Origin of the sequence: Brevibacillus sp. B_LB10_24, assembly GCF_046036945.1 — a bacterium.
Lineage (GTDB): Bacteria > Bacillota > Bacilli > Brevibacillales > Brevibacillaceae > Brevibacillus_C.
In genome coordinates this window covers 43,021-59,143 of record NZ_JBJQOQ010000024.1, presented here as the reverse complement: position 1 = coordinate 59,143, position 16,123 = coordinate 43,021, and the positions used below count along the sequence as shown (strand labels likewise).

At 53.3% G+C, this 16,123-nt stretch carries 15 protein-coding genes; 12 read left to right on the top strand and 3 right to left on the bottom strand.

Annotated features, from left to right (window positions below; all coding sequences use genetic code 11):
• Window positions 1-34 precede the first annotated feature (34 nt).
• From pyk to ACI7RC_RS19460, 5 genes are all read left to right on the top strand, one after another.
• Entirely contained in the window at window positions 35-1,789 is a 1,755-nt protein-coding gene (gene pyk, locus ACI7RC_RS19480; RefSeq protein WP_408109900.1) for a pyruvate kinase, read from the top strand.
• A 136-nt stretch (window positions 1,790-1,925) separates the two neighbouring features.
• Complete coding sequence (locus ACI7RC_RS19475) at window positions 1,926-2,432, top strand: sigma-70 family RNA polymerase sigma factor (protein WP_408109874.1); 507 nt, start codon at window positions 1,926-1,928, stop codon at window positions 2,430-2,432.
• Window positions 2,422-3,591 carry an anti sigma factor C-terminal domain-containing protein gene (locus ACI7RC_RS19470; RefSeq protein WP_408109873.1) on the top strand — a complete coding sequence of 390 codons (1,170 nt, stop codon included), beginning with the start codon at window positions 2,422-2,424 and terminating at the stop codon, window positions 3,589-3,591. The genes ACI7RC_RS19475 and ACI7RC_RS19470 overlap by 11 nt, the downstream gene beginning before the upstream one ends.
• Before the next feature lie 210 nt (window positions 3,592-3,801).
• On the top strand, window positions 3,802-4,188 hold the full coding sequence (locus ACI7RC_RS19465) for an acyl-CoA thioesterase (RefSeq protein WP_408109899.1): 387 nt from the start codon (window positions 3,802-3,804) through the stop codon (window positions 4,186-4,188).
• A gap of 58 nt (window positions 4,189-4,246) precedes the next feature.
• Window positions 4,247-4,642, top strand: a complete 396-nt coding sequence (locus ACI7RC_RS19460) for an FxsA family protein (protein WP_408109872.1) — start codon at window positions 4,247-4,249, stop codon at window positions 4,640-4,642.
• A 24-nt stretch (window positions 4,643-4,666) separates the two neighbouring features.
• On the opposite strand, the gene ytvI is transcribed toward ACI7RC_RS19460, so the two are convergent.
• Entirely contained in the window at window positions 4,667-5,800 is a 1,134-nt protein-coding gene (ytvI, locus tag ACI7RC_RS19455) for a sporulation integral membrane protein YtvI (protein ID WP_408109898.1), read from the bottom strand.
• A gap of 386 nt (window positions 5,801-6,186) precedes the next feature.
• Between ytvI and citZ the strand changes: the two genes are divergently transcribed.
• The 7 genes from citZ to ACI7RC_RS19420 all read left to right on the top strand — a co-directional run bounded on the left by citZ (window position 6,187) and on the right by ACI7RC_RS19420 (window position 14,495).
• Complete coding sequence (gene citZ, locus ACI7RC_RS19450; RefSeq protein WP_408109871.1) at window positions 6,187-7,299, top strand: citrate synthase; 1,113 nt, start codon at window positions 6,187-6,189, stop codon at window positions 7,297-7,299.
• A gap of 107 nt (window positions 7,300-7,406) precedes the next feature.
• The gene (gene icd / locus ACI7RC_RS19445) at window positions 7,407-8,690 is read left to right on the top strand and encodes an NADP-dependent isocitrate dehydrogenase (RefSeq protein WP_408109870.1); all 1,284 of its coding nucleotides are present in this window, start codon (window positions 7,407-7,409) and stop codon (window positions 8,688-8,690) included.
• A gap of 28 nt (window positions 8,691-8,718) precedes the next feature.
• Window positions 8,719-9,657: a malate dehydrogenase gene (gene mdh, locus ACI7RC_RS19440; RefSeq protein WP_408109869.1), complete on the top strand. Its 939-nt coding sequence runs from the start codon at window positions 8,719-8,721 to the stop codon at window positions 9,655-9,657.
• A 161-nt stretch (window positions 9,658-9,818) separates the two neighbouring features.
• Window positions 9,819-10,736 carry a DMT family transporter gene (locus ACI7RC_RS19435; RefSeq protein ID WP_408109897.1) on the top strand — a complete coding sequence of 306 codons (918 nt, stop codon included), beginning with the start codon at window positions 9,819-9,821 and terminating at the stop codon, window positions 10,734-10,736.
• 969 nt (window positions 10,737-11,705) lie between these two features.
• Window positions 11,706-12,401, top strand: coding sequence for a response regulator (locus ACI7RC_RS19430; RefSeq protein WP_408109868.1), 696 nt, complete (start codon window positions 11,706-11,708; stop codon window positions 12,399-12,401).
• Between the two features lie 10 nt (window positions 12,402-12,411).
• Window positions 12,412-14,175 carry a two-component system histidine kinase PnpS gene (gene pnpS, locus ACI7RC_RS19425; protein WP_408109867.1) on the top strand — a complete coding sequence of 588 codons (1,764 nt, stop codon included), beginning with the start codon at window positions 12,412-12,414 and terminating at the stop codon, window positions 14,173-14,175.
• 158 nt (window positions 14,176-14,333) lie between these two features.
• The gene (locus tag ACI7RC_RS19420; protein ID WP_408109866.1) at window positions 14,334-14,495 is read left to right on the top strand and encodes a hypothetical protein; all 162 of its coding nucleotides are present in this window, start codon (window positions 14,334-14,336) and stop codon (window positions 14,493-14,495) included.
• Window positions 14,496-15,015: 520 nt separating this feature from the next.
• Here ACI7RC_RS19420 and ACI7RC_RS19415 read toward each other — a convergent pair.
• The gene (locus tag ACI7RC_RS19415) at window positions 15,016-15,159 is read right to left on the bottom strand and encodes a hypothetical protein (protein ID WP_408109865.1); all 144 of its coding nucleotides are present in this window, start codon (window positions 15,157-15,159) and stop codon (window positions 15,016-15,018) included.
• Complete coding sequence (locus tag ACI7RC_RS19410) at window positions 15,122-16,054, bottom strand: DMT family transporter (RefSeq protein WP_408109864.1); 933 nt, start codon at window positions 16,052-16,054, stop codon at window positions 15,122-15,124. The genes ACI7RC_RS19415 and ACI7RC_RS19410 overlap by 38 nt, the downstream gene beginning before the upstream one ends.
• Window positions 16,055-16,123 lie beyond the last annotated feature (69 nt).

Here is a 16,123-nt window from a genome sequence, read left to right as displayed (position 1 = left end):
GATGGAAACCATTTGGCAAGGGGGAGTTATTTTGTTGTTACGCAAGGCGAAAATAGTTTGTACCATCGGTCCGGCAAGCGAATCCGTAGAGATGCTGAAAAAACTGATCAACGCGGGAATGAATGTGGCACGTCTCAACTTTTCTCACGGCTCGCACGAAGAGCACGCCGCCCGGATCACCAACATTCGGCAAGCTGCCCGGGAGTGCGGCAAGCACATCGGGATCCTGCTCGATACCAAAGGTCCCGAGATTCGCACGGGGAGCCTCGCCGTCGACAGTGTAGAACTGCAGGAGGGCCATACGATCACCTTGACGACGGAAGACGTACCGGGCACGAAAGAACGGGTTTCGATTACATACAAAGAACTGCCCCAGGACGTTCAAGTAGGCAGCACGATTCTGATAGATGACGGCTTGATCGGCTTGACCGTGGAAAAGCTGGAAGGCACAGAGATCATCTGCCGGATTAAAAACGGCGGTACCTTGAAGAGCAAGAAAGGCGTAAACGTACCGGGAGTCAAAATCAATCTGCCGGGGATCACGGAAAAAGACGCCCAGGATATCGCCTTTGGCATCGAGCAGGGAATCGATTTTATCGCAGCGTCCTTTGTCCGCAAGGCGGCGGACATCCTGGAAATTCGCGAAATTCTCGAGCGGTACGGAGCGGCGATTGACATCATCGCCAAGATTGAGAATGAAGAGGGCGTTCAGAACATCGACGAGATTCTCGCTGTTACCGATGGCCTGATGGTGGCGCGCGGCGACCTCGGTGTGGAGATTCCTGCCGAAGAGGTGCCGCTGGTGCAAAAAATGCTGATCGCCAAATGCAATGAGCTGGGCAAGCCGGTCATCACCGCGACACAGATGCTGGATTCGATGCAGCGCAACCCGCGTCCGACCAGAGCGGAGGCGAGTGACGTAGCCAACGCGATTTTCGACGGGACAGATGCGATCATGCTTTCTGGCGAGACGGCTGCCGGCAAGTATCCGTTAGAATCGGTCGAGACGATGAATCGGATCGCGCTTCGCACCGAACAGGAGTTGAACTACCGCGAGATTTTATCGGCCCACAAGGCACAAGGGCGGGTCACGATCCCGGATGCGATCAGCCAGGCTGTCGCCAGTGCAGCCCTGGATCTGGAAGCGGCCTCGATCATTACCGCCACCGAGTCTGGTCACACGGCGAGGATGGTATCCAAATACCGGCCAAAAGCGCCGATTATCGCCGTCACTCCGCACGAGGGCGTCCTGCGCCGCCTCTCCCTGACGAACGGCGTCTACCCGATACTCGGGGCCATCGCCAATACGACGGATGACATGCTGGAGCAATCCGTTGAAGAGGCTGTAAAATCAGGATTGGCCCGCCACGGCGACCTGGTCATCATCACAGCAGGGGTGCCCGTGCGGGAAACCGGGACAACCAATCTGATGAAGATCCACGTCATTGGCGATATTATCGCCAAAGGCCAGGGAATTGGCCGAAAAGTGGTGACGGGGAAAGTCGTCATCGCCCGTTCAGCCAAAGAGGCGCTGGAGCGTGTCGAAGACGGTGCGATCCTGGTCACGATCGGCACGGATTCCGACATGATCGAGGCGTTTAAACGCGCAGGCGCGGTCATCACCGAGGAAGGCGGTTTGACGTCTCACGCCGCGATCGTCGGCCTCAACCTCAGCGTCCCGGTCATCGTCGGCGTTGAGAATGCTACCGGGCTCTTGCGCGACGGGGCGGTCGTCACGGTTGATTCGGAGCGCGGCCACATCTATACGGGCATGACGCGCGTGCTGTAGGCTCACAGAAAAAAACGGACAGGCAGAGGGTTCCGCTGCCTGTCCGTTTTTATATCCCCCCGTACAAAACAGGAATTTTCATGTAACCTTTTTGACCGTTCGCACGTGGTACAGATGAGAGAGGAGCGGGGCAGAGGTGTGGCTAGATGATGTGTACAGATCGCATATGAAAGATATCCATGCGTATCTGTATCGGTTGACGCGAAATGAAAAGCAGGCAGAAGACTTGACGCAAGAAACCTTTTTCCGCGCCTTCCAGCATCTCGACACCTTTCAGGGAGAGAAGGTGAGGCCGTGGCTGTTCAAGGTGGCCTACCACAGCTTTATCGACTGGTACCGCAAGAGCAATCGAAATGTGCCGATCGACCCCGTGTCGCTGCAGACCATGGCCGAACAGACGGATCCATTCGCAGACCCGGAGCAAAGGGCCCTCGATCAGGAAGCGTGGCAGTCATTTGCCGAAGCGCTCCACATCCTGCCGGACAAACAGAGGCAGGTATTGCTGCTGCGCTTCCGGCACCAGCTCTCCTACGACGAAATTGCGGAAGTGCTGGACATTCCGCTGTCAGATGTCAAAATAGCGCTTTACCGCGGAAGAAAGAGGCTGCAGAGCATTTGGAGGGGGAAATTCTATGGCAAATGACCAGGAACGCAGCTTGGACCAACTGCTGCTGGCGTACCTACAGGGACAATTGTCCGAAGAAGATTCACAGGCGTTGCGGGTCAAGTTAGAAAACGATCAGACATATGCGAAGCGGTTGGAAGACCTCATGTTTGAAAACTGGCTGCACGCCAGCCAAGAGGAGGAGAAGGAATTATCGGAGGCGCAGCAAGCCCGCATTTTGAAGCGAAGCAAATGGCGGAGCCGGCTGGCACAGTCGGTTTTTACGACGGGGGGCATCGTCGCGATCGGGTTCTGCCTGTTCATCGTCAGTCAAGTGTTTAACTATCTGTGGTTTTGGCCTGCATCAGAAGACCTTCACCGGGTGATGAAGGATGTCGTTTCGTTTACCAATCCCGGGATGCGTGCCGGAAGCGGTGGAACAAGCGGCGGGCTGTTTTTTTCCATGGAGATGAAATACACCCTGGAAGAGCAGGTGGGACACGAGTCGAAGGCCGTTGGACTGGCTGAGAACGATGTGCTTTTCACCAGGCCAGATTTGAAGTACAACTGGAATAACGGCTTCTATAAAGAGTCGCTTTACTTCCGCTACCCTTCGCAAGAACATACGGGGCAAGCAGATACGCTTGTCAGCACCGCGGGCTGGCGCACCCTGGAAAAGCTGCCAGAGGGTACAGTTTCCCAGCTGGCTGTCTCCTTCACCCGTCCGCTTACCCATGATGAATACTTCGAGGTAATCGGCAACTACGACGTAGAGACGACTTGGCTCGCGGTGGATACCGGCCAGGAGGCGCACTACGCCGGCTCTACAATCGGAAGAGGCACGGTATGGGGCTACTCGCCGAATGAGCTGGACTACGGCGGATCGATTCAAGTGAACGGCGAAGGGGAGCGCAGGGCAAAAACATTGATCGCCGAACTAGAGTTTTTGCAAAGCCGGCAAAAGTGGGCGGAACCGATGCTGAAGCGGTCTTTGTACGACAGGGAAGCAAAGCTGGACGAGCGGATTGGTTACCTGCAGAAAAACGGTGTTCATCTGTATGGAGCCGTCATCACCGGACCGACAAAGGAACTGCTGAAGCTGCAGAAAGAACCGTTGATCACGGAGCCGTTCGTCGGGCAAACCGACTGGTGGAACTGGGATCAACCAGGCGCAAGCGGGAGAGCGTACAGCTGGTAGGAAGGCTGCCTTTCATCGCTTTTATTGCCGCCGGGGATACGGTACAATAAAGTACAGGAGCAGCCAGCATGGCAAGCATGACATCCGGGAATCCCCGGATTTTTTCGTAATCGCCTATCATTTTGCCAAAAATAAAGGAGTGAAGCTTTTGTGAGCGCAGAGTTTTATCGTTCGACCAGACTGCGGGTACGCTATAAAGAGACGGATCAGATGGGCGTCGTCCACCATGCCAACTACTTGAGCTGGTTCGAAATAGGACGGACGGAGCTGATCAGGGAAGCGGGCTTAAGCTATCGGCAATTGGAAGAAAGAGGAATCCTTTTGCCCCTGACCGATACTTCCCTCTCGTTTAAGTATCCGGCCCGATACGATGATGAGATCGAGGTTCGCACCTGGGTGGAGGAGATTTCTCCGGTGCGGATCGTATTTGCCTATGAAATTCGCCGGGCCGCCGATGAACTGCTGCTGGTAACCGGGAAGACGCATCACGCTTTTACTACCCCGGATTTTCGCCCGGTACGGGTAAACCGCCTGCAGCCGGAAGTATTCGAATGGCTTCAAGAGGAACATCTGAGGGCGTTTCCGCCTGTGATGTAAAACGCCAGATGGTCGCCGGCCGCTGTTCTTGCAATCTCCGCTTTAGGTGGTGTGACAGATGTTCCGCATCCTGATCGTCCTGTTTATTCTCGTGCCGATAATTGAACTGTGGGGCTTGATCGCCGTAGGCAAGGTGATCGGCGGCTGGCAGACCGTAGGCCTGGCCATCCTTATCAGCATTTTTGGGGCCTGGCTGACGAAACAGCAGGGGCTGCAGGTGCTTCGCCTCGTTCAAATGCAGCTTTCCCGCGGCCAGATGCCGACGGACGCCCTGTTGGACGGCTTGTTGGTGCTGTTTGGCGGGCTGCTGCTGTTGGTGCCGGGTTTTTTTACCGACCTGCTCGGCCTTCTCCTGCTGATTCCGTACACGCGGATGTTCGTTCACTTTTTCTTTAAAAAGTGGATTCAGTTCCTCATCGTCTCCGGCAAAATCCGCTTTCTGTTTCGCCGGTAGCCGGGGTCTGAGCCGCATATGGCTTCATCGGGCAGGGGAACCCTTAATGTAGCCCCAGATATCCTGAAACACATTGGCTCTGATGAGCGCGTTGATCACGACCAGGCTGACCGGCCCGATGATCAGGCCGAGAAATCCGAACAGCTTCAACCCGACAAACAAGGCGATCAGCGTCAACAAGGGATCCAGCCCGACGCTGTCGGCGAGCACCTTCGGCTCGATGATCTGCCGGAAGATCACGACGACGGCGTAGATAATCGCCAGCCCGATGACCAGCCCGTACTGGCCCTTGAAGAACAGGTAGATGATCCAGGGGATAAACACGGTCCCTGTACCCAGGTAGGGCAGGAGATCGACCAAACCCGTCAACAGGCCGATCGTAATCGCGTACGGTACCCGCATGATCAAGAGTCCGATGATGACAATCGCGGCGGTCAGCGAGATGATCGTAAGCTGCGCCCGGACAAAGCCGAACAGGGCGTTGCGCAGATCGAGCAGTATCGCGTCCAGCCGGCTGTTGATTCCTCCGGGCAAAAGTCGGCGAAAGCGGTCCTTCCAGCGGTAAAAGTCCTTGCTGATGAAGAACGCTCCCAGCAGGGCGATGACGAGGATCGTCGCCAGGTTCGGCAGGGACATCAGCAGGTTGTACAAACCGCCGAGGAATTGCAGCACCAGATTTTGGCCTGCCTGGGACACACTGCTTACTGCGGCGTTTATTCTGTCGGTTACTGCCTCCTGATAGCTTTGATCCAGCTGAGTGAAGAAAAACTGCAGTCTGTTTTGCAGCCCGACGATGAAGTCGTTGGAGATAATATACTGGATCTGGCTTGTCAGCTCGCCGATAAAGGTCGGCATTTTGCTGATGAGCATGCCAAGCTCGCCCACCGTTTTCGTGATAATGAGCGTCAACAGTCCGCCGAGCACAGCGATCCCGAGCAGCAGCACCAGACAGACCGACAGCCAGCGCGGTATCTTGGCATTTTTGGTCAGATAGGTAACCGGACGGTTCATGATCAGGGCAATGAGTAAGGAGATAATAAATGGGAAAAGTAAAGGTGTTGCATACCGGAGGATAAAAATACCGGCGACAATCAACAGGACAACCCAGTTAAATCGAATGATCTGGAATAATCGAGTAACCCAATTTTCCGGAGTCAGGACAGATCTCCCCTTTGCCAACACGCGGTAAATGCTTATTCATACCCATTATGCCGCAATCGGCGGGCAACGGCAAGCGAGCCGCCGGAGGCAAGTCAGACACAATTTGTACATTTTTCATTCACAAAAAGGCAATTATCAACTATAATTGTTGTCGGATTATGGTTTTCAATCTTTCTTTTCCTGCCATAAATGGAGAAGCTTCAAGCGAACTTCTTCCCTTTTTGAGCGTAAAGGCGTCTCTCACCGTTCATTCAGGCCCTACATACCAACTGATGCAACTTTGACAGGCGCCTTTTACTTGCGACAGCAATACCAATGGCAGTAAAAGGAAGATCGGCCAAATTGAATAGAGAGACCATTATGTTGGAAAAGGAGAGAGTTCGATGACAGCAACAAAAGGTCTGGAAGGAATTATCGCAGCTCAATCTTCCATCTGCTCGATCGTGGATGGCGTACTCTGCTATGGAGGCATCAACGTCGACGAACTCGCTGAGAAGGCGAGTTTCGAGGAAGTTGTTTACCTGCTCTGGAACGGCAAGCTGCCGAACCGCAGCCAGCTGGATGAATTGAACAAGAATCTGGGAGAGAACGCTGCTGTGCCCAAAGAAGTGATCGACAGCATCCGCTCTTATCCACAGGGTGTTCACCCGATGGCGATCCTGCGGACAGCCGTCTCCTTGTTGGGATTGTACGACCAAGAAGCGCAAGATATGTCTGCTGAAGCCAACTTGCGCAAATCGATCCGCCTGATGGCCCAGACACCGACGATCGTCGCGGCTTACGCCCGGATTCGCAAAGGTTTGGAGCCGGTCGACCCGGATCCGAAGATGTCTCTCGCGGAAAACTTTTTATACATGCTGACCGGCGAAAAACCGTCGGAAACCGCCATCAAGGCTTTTAATACGGCGTTGATTCTGCATGCCGACCATGAGTTGAACGCCTCTACGTTTGCCGCTCGCGTCACGGTAGCTACCTTGACAGACATATACTCCGGCATCGTATCGGCGATCGGTACGCTCAAAGGGCCGCTTCACGGGGGCGCCAACGAGGCAGTGGCTGCCATGCTGGCCGAGATCGGCTCGCTGGAAAACGTCGAGCCGTATATCCGCCATGCCCTTGACAACAAGCAAAAAATCATGGGCTTTGGCCACCGCGTATACAAGAACGGCGACCCGCGGGCAAAATGGCTGCGCGAAATGTCAAAAGCACTGACCAAACAGGTGGGCAAAGAAGAGCTGTACCAGATGTCCGTAAAGATAGAGGAAATGGTGACAAGCGAAAAGGGCCTGCTGCCGAACGTCGATTTCTATTCCGCTTCCGTCTACACTGCGCTCGGTTTGGAAAGCGATCTGTTTACTCCGATCTTCGCCATCAGCCGCATGTCCGGTTGGACTGCCCATATCATGGAGCAGTATGAAAACAACCGCCTGATCCGCCCGCGTGCCGAATACACGGGGCCGGTGAACCAGCATTACATTCCGATCGACCAACGCTGACAGGTCGACCGTGAAACCGCTAGCATGACGCAGTAGGACTACCACATGGCTGTGGTAGTTCTCCTACTGTGTTTTACCTTTTGATAAATCAGGTTGGAGGGATATTCGTGTTCAAAAACTTGCAAAAGCCAGCTACAGGAGAAAAAATTACAGTCGATAACGGTAAATTGGTCGTTCCAAACAATCCAATTGTTCCGTTCATTGAGGGAGACGGCACCGGCCCGGACATCTGGAATGCTTCGGTCCGCGTTTTGGATGCAGCCGTTGAGAAAGCTTACAAGGGCGAAAAGAAAATCGCCTGGTTTGAAGTGTTCGCCGGCGAAAAGGCGTTCAATCAATTCGGCGAATGGCTGCCGGAAGATACGCTGACGGCCATCCGTGAATACCTGATCGCGATCAAAGGTCCGCTGACTACTCCGGTCGGAGGCGGTATCCGCTCCATCAACGTAGCGCTGCGCCAGGAACTGGATCTGTACGCTTGCGTGCGGCCTGTTCAGTACTTTGAAGGCGTACCGTCTCCGGTAAAACACCCTGAGTTGACCAACATGGTCATTTTCCGTGAAAACACGGAAGACATCTACGCAGGTGTCGAGTGGGCGGAAGGCACTCCGGAAGTGAAGAAAGTGATCGAGTTCCTGCAAAAAGAAATGGGCGTAAAGAAAATCCGCTTCCCGGAAACCTCCGGTATCGGCATCAAGCCCGTATCCAAAGAGGGAACCGAGCGTCTGGTGCGGGCGGCGATTGACTATGCGCTGGAAAACAACCGCAAATCCGTTACGCTGGTTCACAAGGGCAACATCATGAAATTTACGGAAGGTGCCTTCAAAAACTGGGGATATGCCGTAGCAGAAGCCGAGTACGCTGACAAGGTATTCACCTGGGCACAGTACGACCGCATCAAAGCAGAGGGCGGCGACGCGGACAAAGCACAGAAAGAAGCGGAAGCAGCAGGCAAACTGATCGTGAAAGACGTCATCGCCGACGCTTTCCTGCAGCAAATCCTTACTCGTCCGGCAGAGTACGATGTCGTAGCGACGCTCAACCTGAACGGCGACTACATCTCCGATGCCCTGGCTGCGCAAGTAGGCGGAATCGGTATCGCTCCTGGCGCCAACATCAACTATCTGACCGGCCACGCTGTTTTTGAAGCAACGCACGGTACTGCTCCTAAATACGCCGGTTTGGATAAAGTCAACCCGTCGTCTGTCATTCTTTCCGGGGAAATGCTCCTCCGTCACCTCGGCTGGAATGAAGCAGCAGATCTCTTGATCCGTTCGATGGAAAAAACCATCTCGGCAAAAACGGTCACTTACGACTTTGCCCGCCTGATGGAGGGAGCAACGGAACTCAAATGCTCCGAGTTTGGAGACGCCTTGATCAATAACATGTAAGAGCGCGTAGACAAAAGGAGGAATTACAATGGCATTCCAGCGTAAAAAAATTGCAGTAATCGGCAGCGGCTTTACTGGTGCGACCACTGCGTTTATTCTGGCGCAAAAAGAACTGGGAGACGTTGTCCTCGTCGATATTCCGCAACTGGAAAACCCGACGAAGGGGAAAGCCCTCGATATGCTGGAGTCTTCTCCGGTGCTCGGTTTTGATGCAAATATCACAGGTACTGCCAACTACGCTGACATTAAGGATTCCGATCTTGTCATTATCACAGCCGGGATCGCCCGCAAGCCTGGGATGTCCCGCGACGATTTGGTCAACACCAACGCCGGCATCATGCGTTCGGTAGCAGAACAGGTGAAGACGCATGCGCCCAACTCCATCGTCATCATCCTGTCCAACCCGGTAGATGCGATGACTTACACGTTCTTTAAGACTTCGGGCTTCCCGAAAGAACGCGTCATCGGCCAATCCGGCGTACTGGATACTGCTCGCTTCCGTACGTTCGTAGCCCAAGAGCTGAACGTGTCGGTAGAAGATGTGACCGGCTTCGTTCTGGGCGGACACGGCGACGACATGGTTCCGCTTGTCCGTTACTCCTATGCTGGCGGCATTCCGCTGGAAAAGCTGATTCCGAAAGACCGTCTCGACGCAATCGTCGAGCGTACGCGCAAAGGCGGCGGCGAAATCGTCAACCTGCTCGGCAACGGCTCTGCCTACTACGCTCCAGCCGCTTCGCTGGTGCAGATGGCGGAGGCGATCCTGAAAGACAAAAAGCGCATCCTCCCGGCGATCGCTTACCTGGAGGGCGAATACGGCTACAACAACCTGTACCTGGGCGTTCCGACACTGCTCGGCGGTTCCGGTCTCGAGAAAATCTACGAACTGGAACTGACCGCTGAGGAGAAGTCTGCACTCGACAAGTCGGCTGAATCCGTCCGCAATGTCATGAAGGTATTGGAGTAGTTGCTCGATTAGACAGCAGGATGACACATGTTTGATTTTACATGTGTCATCCTTTTCTTTTTCCCGAAGGCTCTGTTAAAAGTGAATTCTTGATATAATCTAGAATAAAAACTCAGGGGGCAAACAATGTGCCGACTCTAGTAGAACATCCTAAAAAAAGCATGTATCTTTTGCTGCTGCTGGTTCCTCTGTTTTGGGGAGGAGTCTTTGGGGCAGCGAAACATGTCATTACGGAAATACCTCCCGTTACGGCTGCCGCTTTGCGCTTTGGGTTAGCCGGCTTGCTTCTGGCGGCACTGACCCTGATTCGGTCTGAATGGAACTGGGAGGCGTTGAAAAAACGCTGGATGGGTCTGTTGGCAATGTCTTTCATGGGGATATTTGCTTACAACGCGTTCTTTTTTTGGGGGCTTGCCCATACGTCAGCCATTAATGGATCGTTGATCATGGCGACTTCGCCCGTCTTTATTACGCTCGGGGCCGTTCTGTTCTTAAAGGAATCGTGGAACAGATGGCTCGCTGTCAGCTTGCTTTTGTCGCTCATAGGGGTTCTTTTGGTCATCACGCAGGGTTCGCTTGCAACCTTTGCTTCTTTCTCTTTCAATGTAGGAGATTTGCTGTTTATTGGGGCTTTGTGCTGCTGGGTCGGTTATGGACTAATCGGCAAGGTCGTTATGCGAGGGGTCTCTCCGTTATTTACAACGGCCATTACGACAGTGGCTGGTTTCTTTTTTCTGGCGATAGGCTCTTTGTTTGAACACGGCTGGGGCCTGGTGTCCGCCATGTCTGTTCAGTCTTGGCTCGAAATGGTCTACATGACTGTCTTTGCGACAGTGCTTGCCTTTTTTCTGTGGAATCAAGGGGTTTCTCAAATCGGGGCAAGCAATACGAGCATGTACATGAATCTGGTTCCGATCAATGCGGCATGGATCGCTGTGGTGTTTTACGGTTCAAGTATTACCATGCGGCAAGTGTTTGGCATGGTGCTGGTCATTGCCGGCGTGTTTTTGATGACGAGGGGAAATCGTCTGATGGCTGCAAAGCAAAAGCAGCGGGATTTGGACACATTTGGCACCTGAGCAAAGGGTATCAAACAAAAGGGTTCATGCAAGCCGGGACATTCACAGTCCCTAGACGCGAACCAGTTTGCGCAGGATGGTTTCCTGTTCAATGGATCTTGCGGCGAGCGTTTCCCAGATACCCTCTTGCCGCTGTTGTCCTTCTTTAAGGGTACTGACATCCTCCTTTAAGATACGGACGTCTTCTTTCAGGACGCTGACATCCTCCTTCAAGGTAANATGGATCTTGCGGCGAGCGTTTCCCAGATACCCTCTTGCCGCTGTTGTCCTTCTTTAAGGGTACTGACATCCTCCTTTAAGATACGGACGTCTTCTTTCAGGACGCTGACATCCTCCTTCAAGGTAAGGACGTCTTCTTTGAGGACGCTGACATCCTCCTTCAAGATACGGACGTCTTCTTTGAGGACGCTGACATCCTCCTTCAAGATACGGACGTCTTCTTTGAGGACACTGACATCCTCCTTCAAGATACGGACATCTTCTTTGAGGACGCTGACCTCCTCTTTCAAGATACGGACGTCTTCTTTGAGGACACTGACCTCCTCCTTCAAGATACGGACGTCTTCTTTCAGAACGCACACATCCTCTTTCAGCGCAGCAATATCCTCTTTCATGACTGTGATCTCTTCCTGGATGTAGGCGACCGTATTGGTGAGACTGCCCATTTCAGCCTTGAGTTCTTCCAAACCGTCGCGAACCGAGTAAACCACCTGCTTCAATTCGTCAAGGATCCCCAGTTTTTGTAAAATAAGCTCCATGTTGTCGGCCAATTTTTCCTCCCCCTTGCCTATGCATCTTGTCCTAAAATCATCATAGCATGAGACAGAGGAAAGTGCAGGCAATTGCCGGGACAAAAAAGGCTTTACATAAACTTAACTTGCCTGCCTTAGGCGTTTCTGTCAGACTAAGATTGAATGGCGACAACCGGAACAAAGCACCTTTGTTTCGATCACAAGGAGGAAACATCGCTTGACCAAAATACTCGTTGTTGACGACGAACCGTCGATCGCCAAACTGCTTCAGTTTAATTTGGAGAAAGCAGGCTACCAGGTTGTGATCGCTCTCGATGGGAAGCAGGGATTGGAGATGGCCCGTCAGGAGAAGCCAGACTTTATCGTGCTTGACCTGATGCTGCCCAAGATGGACGGCATGGACGTCTGCAAAACACTGCGGCAAGAGCGTATCAACACGCCCATCCTGATGTTGACGGCAAAAGACGACGAATTGGATAAAGTCCTCGGCTTGGAGCTTGGGGCTGACGATTATTTGACCAAGCCGTTTAGCCCAAGGGAAGTAGTCGCACGCGTCAAGGCGATTCTTCGGCGAACCCAGGCGAACCCCGAACCGGAAGAAAACAAGGATGACGCCGTGCTTACGTTTGGTTCCGTTCGAATCTATCCTGAGCGGTACGAAGTGTATCGCGGTGAAGATAAAATAGAGCTGACACCGAAGGAATTTGAGCTGCTGCAGTACATGGCCACCCATAGCGGCCGGGTGTTGACCCGGGATCAGCTGCTTAACGCCGTCTGGAACTACGACTTTATCGGCGATTCACGGATTGTCGATGTACACATCAGCCACCTGCGGGAAAAACTAGAGGAAGACACGAAGAATCCGCGGTTTATCAAGACCGTTCGCGGTCTGGGATACAAATTGGAAGGATGAAGGTGAGGCTGTGAATCGCTTTCGGTTGAAACTCACCTTAACCATATTGGCTCTGATCTCAGTCGTGCTCCTGCTCATGGGAGCCTTCTTTGCCAAGGTCCTGGAAAAATCTTATGTGGAAACCTTAACCGACTTATTGGAAAAAGAGACACTGCTCATCTCGGAGACGGTGCACAGCCCCGAGGTGTTCGGCGACTCCGCCGTACTTGCAGACCGGGTCCAGCAGTTTGTCCAGGCGCTTGACGGACGGATCACGGTTGTCGACAAGCAGGGCAGGCTGCTGTTTGATTCCGAGGCGAATTCGGATGCGGGCGGAGTATTTGCCGATCTGCCGGAGTTTCGTGCTGCCTTGGCCGGACAGCAAGGGATTTCACAAGGGTACAGCGAGTCGACAAAAGAAAAGATGTTGTTCGTAGCCGTTCCGGTAGTGGACGGCGGGCATGTGATGGGAGCCGTTCGTTCTGCGATGTCGATGAAGAGCATCACAGACGTCATTCAAAACATGTGGTTCAGTCTCTTGACCGGACTTTTTATCGCGCTGGTCGGAGGTTCCATCTTAAGTGCACGTCTCTCCTATGGAATCGTTCGTCCGATCGAAGAAATGACGAGGGTGGCGCGCAACATCACGCAGCGGGAATTTGAAGGCCGGGTGCGGATCAAGGCTGAAGACGAAATCGGCCAATTGGCTTCGGCCATTAACTTCATGGCGTCCAGCCTGGAACAGCAGATGTACGAAATTTCCGAGAACCAGCAGCGCCTGACAGGTGTGCTGACCAATATGACCAGCGGCGTGATGTTCGTCACCGAGCATCGGCGGATTATGCTGGTCAACCCGGCAGTGGAAAAGCTGCTTGGCCGGCCCAGCAGCGAGCTGGTTGGGAAGCTTCATATCGAAGCGGGAAACAACTATGGCCTGAGCCGCTACATTGACAAATGCATTACCGTGGGGGAAAAAATCAGGGGAGAAATCCATACCTACGATCCTGTTGAGCGAATCCTCGACATTAACGTGGCGCCTTATATTAACGTCAAAGGAGAGGCCAAAGGGGCGGTCGTGGTGCTGCACGACATCACGGAAATCCGCCGTTTGGAAAAGATGCGCAGTGAGTTTGTCGCCAACGTCTCACACGAGCTGCGCACACCGGTTACGTCGATCAAGGGCTTTACGGAAACACTGCTGGATGGCGCCCTGCAGGATGAGGAAACCTGCCGCCAGTTTTTGCAGATCATCGCGGATGAGAGCGAACGGCTTTTCCGCCTGATTACGGAAATCCTCGACTTGTCCAGGATCGAGCAGAAAAAGATTACGCTGCAGCTGGTCGAGGTTAACGTCTTCAAACTGATACACGAAACGGCCAAGATCGTGCAGGAACAGGTTTCGCGAAAGCATCTGAACCTGATTCTCCCGCCCGAGCAAGCCATTACGCTGACCACGGACAAAGATTGCCTGCGGCAAATTCTGCTCAATCTGATGTCCAACGCCATCGCCTACACCCCTGAAGGCGGCACGATTACCTGGTCTGTCGAGCAAGCCGACAATCAGGTTCAGATTCGTGTGACCGATACGGGGATCGGGATACCGGAAAAAGACCTCGGACGCGTGTTTGAGCGCTTCTACCGGGTGGAGAAGGCACGTTCGCGGGACACCGGGGGAACCGGGTTAGGGCTGGCGATCGTGAAGCATCTGGTAGAAAGCCTGCACGGAACCATCACAGTGGAAAGCAAGGAGGGCGTTGGTTCCACGTTTCGTGTGACTCTTCCGCGCGAGGGGTAAACCATATACGGCGAAAAAAACTTCCTGGAACGGGAATTCGAACACTTGGGTTCGGTCCTGCTGCCGGGAAGTTTTTTCTTTGCAAAAAAACTGTAACCTTTTTTCCCATACTGCCGACTATTAGGGCGAACAAAACAATACAGCTGGAGGGATCAAAAGTGAAACGAGCATACAAGATAGCGACGGCACGAATGGCGGTGAGCTTGTTTACCGCACTGGTCTGGGCGGCACAGGCGGCCGGGAACAATTCAGCCGCTCTGCCGCAGGATAAACAGGCGGAATTGAAGAAAACAGAAAGCCAATGCTGGCCTATACACTGAAAGATTGGGGTTATGCGTCCAACGTTGACGCGCTGAGCGGAGAAGTGATTGAGTAAATCCTTTGGCTTGCGTACGCTTGCAGATCCAGCGGCTCGTTCGTGCAAATTCATATCACAACTCTCATCATTGCTGCCATTTTTATTCAAGTGGGATGGGTACCCTAAGAAGCATGATATTTGATGGAACGGTAAAGAAACTGAAGGTTAGCTTTGGTCCACCCGATATGAATCCATGGTATGAAGTTGATGTTGACGAACCAATCGGGATTAAAGAGATTGTATGCAAATATGATGATGAAAATATAGAGAATCCGGAACAATTTTGACGAGAATTGGATTGATGGAGAACATGTTCTACATCTGAAGCCGAAGTGCGTATTGCGGTATAATCGAGGCAAGCCGCGATGGGCGCGACGAGGCGCCATATCCGGGTTCTCGGTGACCGTCTTGCTTCCGGACTTATCGCAAGACAAATAAAGCGTGCAGACCCGCCCCTTTGGGCACTTGGCCTGCACGCTTTTTTACCCCCGCAGCAGAGTGCTGATCCAGTACACGATCCTGCCGACGATGTATCCGAGGACGATCACCCAGAAGATCTTGCCCCAGACGCTTAGTCCCTTGATGTACTCAGGCAAACTTTTGCGTTGATTCGGTGGTTTGCTCATCGATTGCGTCTCCTTTGCTGATATGGTTGTGGCGCAAGAACAGATAGATTCCAAACAGGATAATGGCTCCTCCGATCACCTGGGGCAAGGTAACGACTTCGCCCAGGATGAAGTACGCGAGAATGCAAGTGCCGATCGGCTCGCCCAGAATGCTCATCGAGATGATCGACGTGCTCAACCACTTGATGACCCAGTTCAGGATGGAATGGCCGAGCAGGGTCGGGAACAGGGCCAGACAGAAAAACCAACCCCAATCAGACAGAGGGTAACCGGTAAGCGGGTACTGCAAGGCGAGGTCGTACCCGATCAAAAAGAGGCTGCTGATCAGGTAGACGACGAACGTATACGCCATAAGCGATAGAGCCTTGCGGGCGTATTGGCCGATCAGCCAGTAAGCGGTGACCGTTCCGGCTCCGAGCAGCGCCAGGATATCTCCCCACAAGGCGACGCCGCCGATGCGAAAATCCCCCCAGCCGATGACGAAACTGCCGAGAACCGCAATAAAGCCGCCAGCCAGAGCCATGCGGCCAAGCCGCTCCGCAAATAAAAAATAGCCCCCGACAAAGGCGAATAAAGGCTGCAGGGTGACGAGCACCGTGGAGCTGGCGACAGAAGTGAATCGAAGCGACTCAAACCAGAGCAGAAAGTGAACCGCCAGAAATGCGCCAGACAGGATGCTGAGCAGCCACTGTTTTCGATTCATCGACAGGATTTCTCTCCATACGCCTTTCGTAAACAGCATCATCGGCAGCGTCAAGAGCGCTGAGAACAGCAGCCGATAGGTAGCGGTGATCGGCGGAGGCGCGGACGAGAGCTTGACGAAAATAGCAGAAGTGGAGACGGCGGCAACGCCGATGACAAGCGCCAGGTAGGGCGGGAATGCAGGTCTGTCCATTTGGTATCCTCCAGCATGACCGATTAACTTATTCTTCCGTCTATTGTACATCTTCACGTCGGGCATGCA